This is a genomic window from Cohnella sp. GbtcB17 (assembly GCF_019091135.1).
GTDB lineage: Bacteria > Bacillota > Bacilli > Paenibacillales > Paenibacillaceae > Cohnella.
The window spans coordinates 201,141-214,002 of sequence record NZ_JAGXJW010000001.1; the positions used below are offsets into that span (position 1 = coordinate 201,141).

The 12,862-nt window shown below is 53.4% G+C and carries 7 protein-coding genes; all 7 read left to right on the forward strand.

The window, feature by feature from the left end; genetic code table 11:
* Positions 1-147: 147 nt before the first annotated feature.
* Positions 148-2,439, forward strand: coding sequence for a helix-turn-helix transcriptional regulator (locus KVT38_RS00685; protein ID WP_217591752.1), 2,292 nt, complete (start codon positions 148-150; stop codon positions 2,437-2,439).
* Positions 2,440-2,681: 242 nt separating this feature from the next.
* Positions 2,682-3,629 (forward strand): ABC transporter permease, encoded by a 948-nt coding sequence (locus KVT38_RS00690; RefSeq protein ID WP_254638867.1) that lies wholly within the window; start codon positions 2,682-2,684, stop codon positions 3,627-3,629.
* Between the two features lie 16 nt (positions 3,630-3,645).
* Positions 3,646-4,524: a carbohydrate ABC transporter permease gene (locus tag KVT38_RS00695; RefSeq protein WP_217591753.1), complete on the forward strand. Its 879-nt coding sequence runs from the start codon at positions 3,646-3,648 to the stop codon at positions 4,522-4,524.
* Between the two features lie 218 nt (positions 4,525-4,742).
* Positions 4,743-6,095, forward strand: coding sequence for an extracellular solute-binding protein (locus tag KVT38_RS00700; protein ID WP_217591754.1), 1,353 nt, complete (start codon positions 4,743-4,745; stop codon positions 6,093-6,095).
* 72 nt (positions 6,096-6,167) lie between these two features.
* Positions 6,168-7,049, forward strand: a complete 882-nt coding sequence (locus KVT38_RS00705; protein ID WP_217591755.1) for a family 43 glycosylhydrolase — start codon at positions 6,168-6,170, stop codon at positions 7,047-7,049.
* 6 nt (positions 7,050-7,055) lie between these two features.
* Positions 7,056-9,542, forward strand: coding sequence for a family 43 glycosylhydrolase (locus KVT38_RS35305; RefSeq protein WP_306795275.1), 2,487 nt, complete (start codon positions 7,056-7,058; stop codon positions 9,540-9,542).
* A gap of 30 nt (positions 9,543-9,572) precedes the next feature.
* A complete protein-coding gene (locus tag KVT38_RS00715; RefSeq protein ID WP_217591756.1) occupies positions 9,573-12,812 on the forward strand; it encodes an alpha-mannosidase in 3,240 nt (1,079 codons plus the stop codon).
* Positions 12,813-12,862: the final 50 nt, after the last annotated feature.

Genomic DNA, 12,862 nt, shown 5'->3' on the forward strand with positions numbered 1-12,862 from the left:
TGCCATGTCCTGCTGCAAGGATTATAGTAAGGAAATGTATATCCCCTTATCCTAAGGGAGGGGTGAAGTCCGCTTTGCATATTACGTCACCGATTTTGTTATAATCGGAAAATAGGTATTCAGATCGGGAAGAGGAAGGGTGGACCCATGTTACGACCTCTGTACACAAACTTCATGGTCAGGCTCCTTCTACTTACCCTAGTGATCGGGACCATTCCGGTTATGGCACTCGGAAGTCTTTCGTATTTTCGGGCAAAGACCAGCTTGCAAGAAAAAGTGAACGAAAGTAATGCTCTAATTTTGCAGCAAACCCAATTGAACGTAGAGCAGGTTCTCCAGTTGTTCGAGAACCTGATGACCCAATACGTTTCGACTTCCACGGTAAACGCAGCCTTACAAACTTCAATTACGCCAAGTCAGTTTACGCTGCTGAATGAACTGGCTGGAGGCCTCAATAAAATGCAGCCGTACGAGCTTGGGGTCAAGAATGTTTATTTGGTAAACCTTAATCATAAGTGGGTGTTATCCAATCAAGGGTATGAGGGCCTAGATGCCTCGCTAATGAAGAACAATATAATTGAATTCGCCAATGCGGAGCTCAGGTCATTTTGGCAAGCGGCGACAGCGCTTTCAACAGGAAGCTCTCCAGACGCAGCTACAGGCGTCTATTTGGTCAAGAAGCTGCCGCTCAACATGACCGCCACTTCAGGCTTAATTATTGGCGAATTTCCCCGGACGAAATTGGAGAAGCTGATCTACAACGAATCCGAAGACCGGCAAACCGTTATTTTGGATGCGTCGTTGCAGCCTATAACCGAAGCGTCAGGCAGTGTCCTGACTTCGGAACCGGAACTCCAACAATTACTTAAGAAGATGAAACGGATACCTGATAAAAACGGCGGATTTTTCACGATCAAGATGAACAGGGAGACAATCGGGGTGAATTTTACGAGGTCGGATTATAACGGATGGTACTATCTATCCGTCTCCTCGTTGAGCGACATTACGCGGGACTCCCGCTCTATTGGTTGGTATACGGTTTATATCTCTATGGGAACCTTCGTACTCATTTTGATCATGGCATGGATCGGCTCCACTCGGATGTACAGGCCGATCCGGCGCATTTTCTCTGCAGCTGTGGGCCAAGACCCGGCGGTAAAGCGACTCGCGCAGGACGAGTTTAAGGTGATCGGGGAACATATTCAATTACTCCAGTCCTCTCAGACCAATCTCAAGGGCCAGCTTAGGATCCACTCCAGGCAGCTCGAGACATTTTTCATTCGCCGATTGCTGCAGGGAGAGATTCGGTCGAGCGAAACGAGAGAACGCTGGACGCAGTTCGGCTACGGATCCGAATCCGCTTTTTTTGCAATCATGACGATTCAGGTGGACACGCTCGACCGAACGAGATACGGCGAACAAGACATGGACCTCCTGATGTTTGCGATCCACAATATTACGAGTGAACTCATACCGGCGGACGAGAGGCTTGAGCCTGTTGTCATGGTCGATAATCAGGTGACCGTCTGTCGTAGCCCGGGGACACTCGCGATCGAGACGGAGTTTGATCAACATCTTTATCGGACCGCCGAACTCGTCCAGAACAAAGTGCACGAAATACTGGGACTCAAAGTAAGTATAGGCATCAGTAAACCTTATACCAATATAGATTTTACCCATCAGGCCTACTCGGAGAGCCTTGAATCGCTAAAGTACCGAGTGCGGTTCGGAGAGCAGGCGATCCTGCCGTTCACCGAGGTGCTGCCGGATACAACGATCGCCGCAGCTTACCCGGAGTGGCTCGAGAAGAAGCTCATCGATGCGATCAAGATGGAGGAAAGGGAGCAGGCTAAAGAATTGCTCTCCGAATTCATCCAACAGGCCATCGACGACAACCCTCGTTATCACGATTTGCAGATGATGTTGACTCGGCTATTAATCGATCTTGTACGTGTCTGGCAGGAGGTCGGGGAAGCTGCGAATCCTTTACAAGCCGGAGGCAAAGGGATCCAGGAACATCTCTCGAAGCTTAGGACCGCAGTGGAGATCGAGAATTGGTTCTATCGTCAGGTCGTTGAGCCGATGATCGATTCGCTTCGCCACAAGTGGGAAACCCAGAACAAGAAAATATCCGACCTGATGCTTGAGATGATTCACGATCAGTTCGATACTAACCTTACACTTGAGCTATGCGCCACCCGACTGAATTACAATCCGAATTACATTCGGACCGTGTTCCGCAAAGAGACGGGCAGCAACTTCAGCGATTACCTGTCGCAATACCGGCTCTCCGTGGCTAAGCGGTGGCTGGTGGAGACAGATCTCAAGATAAGCGAAATCGCCGAAAAGCTGCAGTATCAGAATTCGCAAAACTTCATCCGCTACTTCCGGAAGCAGGAGGATATGACCCCGGGCCAATATCGGGAGAAGCATCGGTAAACCCAAGGCTGTCCCTATGCAGAGCATCTGCAGACGGGGCGGCCTTTCATTCATTTTCAAATGATTATTAGATATGCCCATGTGATTATCAGGGTCCGAAAAAGCAGTCAAAATGCGCGTATTTGCTTAGATCGAGCAGGTTATGCGGTCAGGATTATCGACTTGAACGACGGTTCCCCGGTACAGTGAGAGCAAGCCTACAGACAACCGAGGATTGGGCAAGAAGGAGGAGAGTATCCGGTATGGATATGGTCAAGCAGACGGGAGCTTTGCAGAAGCAGAGGCGCGCATCGTTCTGGCAGCGTGTAAAGCGTCACCGCTGGTTTTATATCATGCTACTTCCCGGAATGATTTATTTTTTCATTTACAAGTACTTGCCGATGTGGGGGATCTTGATCGCCTTCCAGGACTACCAGCCATTCAAGGGGTTCTCGGGAAGCCAGTGGGTCGGGTTCAAGCATTTCGAAACGTTTTTCCAAGACGAGATGTTCTGGAACTTGTTTCGGAACACTTTCGTGCTGGCCATCTACAATATCGTCTTCTTCTTCCCGATGCCCATCATCATTGCGCTCATGCTGAATGAAGTGCGCAAGGAATCTTTTAAGCGAATCATTCAGACATTAATTTATGTCCCCCATTTCGTATCCTGGGTCGTCGTCGTGGGGATCAGTTTTCTCTTCTTCTCTACGGAAAACGGTATTGTCAACCAGATGCTGTCAAGCGCAGGTAAAGAGCCTGTCAATTTCCTGCTCAGCGCGGAATGGTTCCGGACGATGATCACCTCACAGGTCATCTGGAAGGAAACCGGTTGGGGCACGATCATCTTCCTGGCAGCGCTGGCCGGCATTGACCCGCAGCTCTATGAAGCGGCTCGTATGGATGGGGCCGGACGGTGGAGACAGCTATGGCACATTACGGTGCCGGCGATCCGCAGCACCATTATCATTCTGCTTATTCTGAGGATAGGCACTTTCCTCGACACCGGCTTCGAGCAGATCTTCCTCATGGTGAACCCGTTGAACCGCGATGTGGGCGAGGTATTCGATACGTACGTATACAGTTCGGGCATTACGCAAGGCAAATTTAGCTACAGCACGGCTGTCGGGGTATTTAAATCAATTATCGGACTTGTTCTTGTCATGGGGGCCAACCGGTTAGCCAAACGTTTTGGAGAAGACGGTATTTACTAAGAGAGGAGGTGTCACGATGGTAGATCGAAGCTTGCCAAGCAGGATTTGGGATGGAATCATCATTGTGCTTCTGCTTATTATAGCCGCAGCTTGCATATTGCCGTTCATCTATATTTTGGCGGCCTCTGTGACGGATCCCGCAGAGTTGATCAAGAAAGGGTTTGTCTTGTTCCCGACCAAGCTGTCGCTTATCGGTTACAAGTACATTCTATCGACGCATGTGATCACGTCGAGCCTGGGCGTATCTATTTCGATCACGGTGATCGGTACGCTGGCAAATCTGTTCTTCACGGCGTTGATGGCCTACCCCCTTGCGCAGAGAGAGCTGATGGGCGTAAGCGTGATTATGAGGCTGGTCGTTTTCTCGATGCTATTCAGCGGTGGAATGATTCCGACGTATCTGGTCGTGAAGGAGACCGGACTGCTCGACAGTCCGGCCTCGCTCATCATTCCAGGCTTGATCAGCGCGTTTAATCTGATTATTATGCGCAACTTTTTCCAGCAACTGCCGGATGGTCTGGAGGAGGCAGCTCGCATCGACGGGTGCTCCGATGTCGCGATACTGTTTCGAATCGTGCTTCCGTTGTCCGCCCCTGTACTGGCTTCGCTTGCGCTGTTCTATGCGGTCGGTCACTGGAACCAGTACTTCAATGCAATCCTCTACATTAACAATAATGCCTATTGGCCGATACAGGTGTGGCTGCGGCAGATTGTAATACTCTCTCAAGGAGGAATCGGCGACTCTAGTCAATTCGGCCAGGACTTCGTTCCTCCGCCGGCGGAAACAATCAAGATGGCGGTTATAGTGCTATCAACATTACCAATCTTGATTGTGTATCCGTTTCTTCAGAAGCATTTTGCCAAAGGTGCATTATTGGGGTCAGTGAAAGGCTAAACTAAACAATCAAGTAGAGGAGAATGGTTATGAATTCGAATTCTAACGTATCCGGAAAATCCGCGAAATTTTTCAAGGTCATCTGTTTAGCTTGCTTGACGACATCGCTTCTGGCTGCTTGCTCGTCAGCTAAGGAAGATGCGTCCGCTTCTTCGGCTCAGCCATCATCGTCCTCGGCTGCATCTACAGCGTCGACTAAGCCTCTCGAGCTTAACGTGATGATGATCCAGCAGTTGGCGGAGCCGCCTAAGGCGGACAGCCCGTTCCTGAAGGCCATTCAGGCGTATACGAATACAAAGCTGGATATCTCCTGGATTCCGGGAGCCGGCACGGCTTACGACGATAAAGTCAGCGCCACGATCGCTTCCGGATCGCTTCCCGACGTGATTCTGATTCGCAGAACGAAAGAGTCTCCAAACCTTAATGCGCAGATGTCGGGTGTATTCTGGGAACTGACACCCTATCTGAAGGACTACAAAAATCTGAGCAAGATGAGCGAGATCGCCGTCCAGAACGCCAGTATCAGCGGCAAGCTTTACGGACTACCTCGTGAGCGCGTATTGTCCCGTTACGGCATGATTTTCCGTAAGGATTGGCTGGACAATCTTGGCTTGCAGGAGCCAAAGACCGTAGACGATCTTTACAAAGTAGCCAAGGCATTCACGGAAAACGATCCCGACAAGGATGGCAAAAATAATACGTTCGGTATCCAGGAGGACGCCACCATGGAGCTTCTCAAGCAGCTCACGGTGTACAATGGCGGTCCGAACGGCTGGGGTCTTCAGGATGGCAAGGTCGTGCCGGACTTCGTGACGACGGAGTTCAAATCTGCGCTGGATCTCTATAAGAAAATGGTCAGCGAGAAGATCGTCAGCGAAGACTTCCCGATTGCTAAAAAATACGATTATTTCAATCAAGGGAAGGCGGGGATGTATTTCTCCGTTATCGATGACGCCACGACTCGTCACGTTGATATGATGAAGGCCGATCCGAAGGTGCAAGTGGATGTGGCAGAGAACTTCGACGGTCCGACAGGTCAGCACGTTCGGGCCACATTCGGCTATGATTCGCTTATCGCTATTCCCAAATCGAGCGTCAAGGACGAAGCGAAGCTTAAAGAGATACTCACCTTCCTCGATAAAATGGGCGATGACGCGATGCTCACGCTTATCAACGCCGGCGTAGAGGGCGTTGACTACAACGTAGAAGACGGTAAAGCGAAGAAGATCGCCGGCGCCAAGGGCTCTGAGGATTGGCAGAACTTCCGCTGGGGCAGTCAGTTCGGCGGCATCCAGATTGAGAAGACGCCGCTTGAAACGAAGGTCGAAACTTTGTTCAAAGGCAACTTCGATCTCGGCGTAGTCGATCTGAGCGCATCGCTTATGTCCGAAACCAATACGCAGAAGGGTGCCGATCTCAAAAAGGCGATCACCGATGCGGAAACGAAGTATGTGCTCGGTGCGCTGGACGAGAAGGGCTGGAATGACGCGGTGGAGAAGTGGCGTAAAGGCGGCGGCGACAAAATCATCGAGGAATACACCGCCGATTACAACAAGAACAGCGGCAAATAATAAGAAGGTAAAAGTGGAGGCCGCCGGTAAACGGCGAGCTTCCTCTTTTTATCCGAAAGGATGGGAAGGTTCTTGGGACAACAGCAGTTAGAGGCAGCGCCTCGCATCCTCTTCGATTATCCGCTACGCGATCCTTCGATTTGTCTGGGCCACGACGGCTATTACTACCTTACCGGTACGACCGGATCTCCAGACTGGTGGGCGGTGACGGGGGATCTGCAGATTTGGAAGTCGCCCGATCTGCTGGAGTGGACGTCGGTGATTACTGAGCCACGCAAGCGGTCGACGGTGTGGAACATTGATCGCGACGGCACGTGGCAGAGGGAGATCCGGCTGCGGGACGGAGCGCCATTTCGACCGCTTTGGGCGCCGGAGATACATTATATGAAGGGGACGTATTGGCTTACGTACTGTGTTCCCTGCCTGGGAAACGGGCTGCTTCGAAGCGTCAGCGGCCTTGCCGAGGGTCCGTACGTCGATCATATCCAAGGTGAGGCGCCGCTCAGCCCTTTTATTGACGCATCTTTGTTCAAGGATGAGGACGGTCAGGTATATTTTCTATGCGATAATGGTCGGATCGCGCGAATGAACGAGGATATGACGGCGCTGGCGGAGGAGCTTCGCGTGCTGCGTCCGGCGAACGCCGAGCACGTTGGCTTCGAAGGGACGTTCCTGTTCAAGGCGCATGGCCGTTATCATCTTGCGGGCGCGGAGTTCGTGGACGGCGATTATCATTGCTATGTCGCCAGCTCGGAGCAGCTGTACGGTCCGTATGGGGATCGGTATTTAGCCGTTCCGCACGGCGGACACAACATGTTTTTTCAAGATAAACAGGGTGCGTGGTGGAGCACGTTCTTCGGGAACAGCGCGAATGCGCCTTTCCGCGAGCGGCCGGGACTGGTCAGCGTAGCGTTTGACGAGCGGTTGAGGATAAGGCCTATAGGAGTGGAGTGAGTGGCTATGACAGGCGTTCATTTGAGAAACATCCCATCGCCAATTCTGCTTCAGGGCGGCGATCGGGTAGCATACCGCGATCCTACTGCGATTTATCATAATGGACTGTTCCGATTGTTCTATACCTTGACCGAGACGGAACCGGACGGCTCGATCTATATGTACACGGCAACGAGCCATAGCGAGGACTTGGTGAACTGGACGGAGCCGAGAAAGCTTACGCCAAGGGATCAAAGTCTTAACTTCTCCAGCCCGGGTAATATCATCCGATTCGGCGATAGATGGATTATGTGTCTTCAAACATACCCCCGGCAATATGGGGAGAAGTACGGTAACGCCTCCGCACGTATCTGGATCATGGAAAGCGACGATCTGGACGCATGGTCCGAGCCCGAGCTGCTGCGCTTGAAGGGCGACAACGTTCCGGTGGAGGACATGGGACGGATGATCGATCCTTACTTGATCGAAAGCAAGGACGAGCCGGGCAAATGGTTCTGCTTCTACAAGCAAAATGGCGTGAGCATGTCGTATTCGTACGACCTGAAGCGTTGGACGTACTACGGACACGAGCAGGCGGGGGAGAATGTGTGCATCCTGCCGTCCGGAGACGAGTATGTGATGTTCCATTCTCCGGAGAATGGGATCGGGATGAAACGATCCTCCGATCTGATGAACTGGACGGACGATGAGACGCTGCTTACATTGGGACAATCGGAATGGGAGTGGGCGCAAGGCCGGATTACGGCAGGCTTCGCGCTGGATTGCAGAGAGGTTCCGGGTATCGGGAAATATCTCATGTTTTACCATGGCAGCGGCCCAGAGGATGAGCAGACGCTTTTCGATACACAAGCTTGTATCGGCGTGGCTTGGAGTGACGATCTGACCAAGTGGGAGTGGCCGTCAAATACGAATGCCGGCGCTGTTTCCGTATGGAAGGCGGATCGGGGCGACGGCACTTATCGTAATCCGATTCTTTTTGCGGACTACTCTGATCTCGACGTTATTCGTGTAGAACACGATTTTTATATGGTAGCCTCCAGCTTCAACCATACGCCCGTCCTTCCCGTGCTGCATTCGCGTGACTTAGTCAATTGGACGATCATCGGTCACGTGGCGGAGAGAATTGAGGAGCCAGGGTTTGAGCGCGTTCGCCACGGGGAAGGCGTATGGGCCCCGAGCATTCGTTATCATGACGGCAAGTATTGGGTGTTTTTCGGCATGCCGGACGAAGGCCTCTTCATGTCCACGGCCGGGGATCCGCGCGGACCGTGGTCGCCGCTGCATTGCGTGAAGCGGGTCAAGGGCTGGATCGACTGCTGCCCGTACTGGGACGATGACGGGCAGGCTTATTTGATTCACGCGTACGCTGCGAGCCGCTGCGGCATCAAGGACAAACTGAACCTGTGCCGGATGGCGCCTGACGGTAGAGCGCTGCTTGACGAGGGGATCATCGTATTCGACGGAACGGAGCGTCATCCGACCCTCGAAGGGCCGAAGCTGTACAAGCGAGACGGCTGGTATTATATTTTCGCGCCGGCCGGAGGCGTCAAGACGGGCTGGCAAACGGTGTTGCGCTCGCGTTCGATTTACGGGCCTTATGAGGATCGGATCGTCCTGCACCAAGGCGAAAGTGCCTTTAACGGTCCGCATCAGGGCGGCTTCGTCGAGCTGGAATCCGGCGAGTCGTGGTTCCTCCACTTTCAGGATCGCGACGCTTACGGTCGTATCGTTCATCTGCAGCCGATGCGTTGGGTCGGCGGTTGGCCGGAGATGGGCGAGGACCGCAACGGGGACGGCATCGGCGAACCGGTGGAGGCGCACCGCAAGCCGAATGTCGGCCGGACCTATCCGGTTCAAGCGCCGCAAATGTCGGACGAATTTATGAAAAATCAGCTCGGGCTGCAGTGGCAATGGCAAGCGAACGTGCAGCCGGATTGGTATTCGCTGACGGCTGCTCCAGGCAGCCTTCGCTTATTTGCCGTATCGCTTCCGAAGGACAGCGGGGGGCGGCTGTACCGGGCGCCTAATATTCTTATGCAGAAGTTTCCGGCGGAAAGGTTCGTCGCAGATACGAAGCTGACGCTGACCGCACAGAATGAATCCGCACGTACCGGCCTTATCATTTTCGGTGAGGACTATGCATATTTGTCGGTATGCAAGGGAGAGAACGGTAGATACCGCTTGAGTTATGTGCAAGGGGCCGGAGGACGGAAAAGAGAAGAGTGGGAATGGACGGTGTCGGCGGTGGACCTGAACGGCCCTGACGTGTATCTTCGGGTATCGGTAAGCGAAGGCGCGATATGCCGGTTTGCTTACGCCCAGGACGGGTCGCAGTTTGTAGAGTTTGATGATACTTTCGCCGCGCAGCCGGGAGTTTGGGTCGGCGCTAAAGTAGGCTTGTTCGCCGTCAGCGCCGAAGAAGCCAAGCAGAATGCCGGTTATAGCGAGTTTGCGTATTTCCATATCTCCAAATCAGCTGTAATAGCTGGATGAGGCATTATTTTCGTATGGAGGAGTGTTTCCGTGTTCTGGACAATTGAGAAGCTCGAGGCCCGGCTGACGGAATTAGCGCCGCTTCGCTATCGGGATGCGTTGCCGTTAACCGCTCTTCGGATGAAAGTCGACGGATCGGGAGTGAACGGAGCGTACCCGGATGAGGAGGGGGATTGGTCGACCGTTCAATTAGGAGACCGCTGGGCTGGAAGAGACGTTTATAGATGGCTGGCCGCGGACGCGACAGTTCCTTCTGCGTGGGCAGATCGGTCCGTGCTTGCTCGCTTTGATCTGGGCACGACCGGCGGAGGCGGTAACAGCGGGTTTGAGTCGCTCTTGTTCCTGAACGGAAAGCCGTATCAAGGCGTCGACACGTACCATGACGAAGTGTTCCTGCCGGCGGAGCTGGCCGGTCAGCCGATAAGTATGCGCCTCAGGCTATGGTCTGGGCTGGGCGGCTATCAGCCTGCTGCTGTGCTCGAGCATCAGCTGCGCCGCGCGGAGGTCGTCTGGCTGGACGAGGCGGCCGACGACCTTTATTATACGGGAAAAGCGATGCTGGATACGGCGAAGCTGCTGCAGGAAAGCCAATCGGAACGTCACGAATTGCTCGCTGCGGTGGACCGCGCGTTCGGGCTGCTGGATTGGTCGCATCTCGGCTCTGCTTCCTTCTACGACTCCGTGCAGGAAGCAGTCCGGGTTCTTCGCAGCGAGCTGGCCAAGCAGCCCAAGCAGCACCGCGTAGAGATACAATGTATCGGTCATACGCATATCGACGTCGCTTGGCTCTGGCGGCTGACGCATACGCGCGAGAAGGTTGCCCGCTCATTCTCGACGGTGCTGCGGCTCATGGAGAAGTACCCGGACTATGTCTTCTTGCAGACGATGCCGCAGCTGTATGCCTATATCAAGTCGGATTATCCTGAAATCTACGAGCAAATCAAGGAGCGGGTCAAGGAAGGACGCTGGGAAGCCGGCGGGGCGATGTGGCTGGAGGCGGACTGCAACCTGACGTCGGGCGAATCGCTTGTTCGTCAGTTGCTGCACGGGACCCGTTTTTTCCGCGAGGAGTTTGGCGTAGAATGCAAGTACCTGTGGCTGCCCGACGTGTTTGGCTACAGCTGGGCGCTACCGCAAATCCTGCGGAAGGCGGGCATCGAGGCGTTCATGACGACGAAGATCAGCTGGAACCAGTACAACCGGATGCCTCACGATACTTTTGTTTGGCGCGGAATCGACGGTACGGACATTTTGACGCATTTTATTACGACACCGGAACCGGGACATAAGGAAGGCGCATTTTTCTATACGTATAATGGCGGGATAACGCCCTTCTCCATTAACGGGATCTGGGAGGCTTACCGGGATAAGGCGCTGAACCGGAAACTGCTGCTTGCCTACGGCTATGGAGACGGAGGGGGCGGAGTCAATCGGGAAATGCTCGAGATGCGCCGGCGTCTCGCGGAGATGCCAGGTTTGCCTAAAGTCACGACAGGGCGGGCCGATACGTTTTTTGAGGAGCTGAAGGAGCGGGTCGAGGACACGGATCAGTATGTTCATACGTGGGACGGCGAGCTTTACCTGGAGCTGCACAGGGGAACCTACACGAGTCAGGCGTACAACAAGCGAATGAACCGGAAGCTGGAGCTGGCGCTGCGGGAGACGGAGTGGATGAACGTTCTGTCGGCCGTGCGGAACGGTGTCTGGGATTCGTATCCGGGACAATCGCTTTATGAGGCCTGGCAGATTGTACTGCGCAATCAGTTTCACGATATTATTCCGGGCTCGTCCATCCGTGAGGTGTATGAAGACAGCCGAGCGGAATACAGTAAAGCGAAGAGGTTGGTCGATAGCGCCTGGGCGGGGGCGGCCCAGGTTTTCACGACAGGGAACGCCGAAGCAGCCGGGGGAATTGGGGAAAACGAGTCTATGGAGACGACCGGTGCTGCAACCCTAGAGGACAAAGCGGACGGCAGCGAGTCTCGGTTGGTTGTGTTCAACAGCGCAAGCTGGAAGCGAAGCGAACCGATTCGGGTAGTGTCAGGAACAAAGACGAACGAAAGCGGTGTATGGCGCAATGAGGCTGGGGAAGCCTTGCGGGCGCAGCAAACGCACGACGGGCATTGGCTTGTCGAGGCGAGGGATGTGCCTGCCATGGGCTTGGCAGCCATCCATACAAAGGCGACCCGAGAGGCCCCGGGCTCAGGAGGTGTTTCCGACATATTCCGATGGAAAGGGACTGGATTGCAGACTCCTTATTACGAATTAGCCTGGAACGAATATGGGCAACTGACCCGAATTTTTGATCGTACTGCCGGTCGATCTGTGCTGGCGTCTTCTGAGCTAGGTAATGTTCTGCAGGTGTTCGAGGACAAACCGAAGAGCCGGCATGAGGCTTGGGACATCGATATTTATTACATGCAAAAAATGAGAGAGGTCACCGATTTTGAAGGGGCCAGCCTTCTTGAAAATGGTGATTTACGTGCGGTTGTTCGATTCCGCTGGCGTTATATGAAATCTACCATTGAGCAGGATCTGGTCGTCTACAGTTCGAGCCGTCGAATCGACTTCGTTACTGAGGTGGACTGGCACGAGCGTCAGCAATTATTAAAGGTTGCATTCCCGGTTGACATTCGAGCCACAAATGCGACCTATGATATCCAGTTCGGCAATGTCAAAAGACCAACTCATTGGAACACGAGCTGGGACTACGCACGATTCGAGACAGTAGGTCATCAATGGGCTGATTTGTCCGAGAGAGGTTACGGCGTCAGTCTGCTCAACGACTGCAAGTACGGTTACGATATTAAGGAGAATGTATTGCGGTTAACGCTGATCAAGTCGGCGCTCGTTCCCGATAACACGGCTGACCAAGGGCTTCACGAGTTCACGTATGCCCTACTGCCTCATGTTGGCGATTGGCTCCAAGGCGATACGGTACGCGAAGCTTGGAGTTTGAATCAGCCGCTGGTCTGCGCGTTGAGCGATTCGACTATTAAGTCCTTCTCCCTAATCGACTGCTCCTCCGACCATGTGATGATCGATGCAGTCAAGAAGTCAGAGGATGAAGATGCCATTGTGATCAGACTGCATGAATTCGCTGGTTCGCGCGGCCAAGTGAAACTGGATTGCGGCATTCCCATTGACGCCTGGCAGGAATGCGACCTACTCGAGCGTCCAATCGCAGAGCCGCAAGACGGTAGCGTCCTTGAGTTCGAGATTAAGCCTTACGAGATTCGAACGTTCCTGATTCATTTATTCTGTGAATGACGCTGCTCCGTATGCCATACGTCGTTGGCCAACCATTCAAAAAATGACAC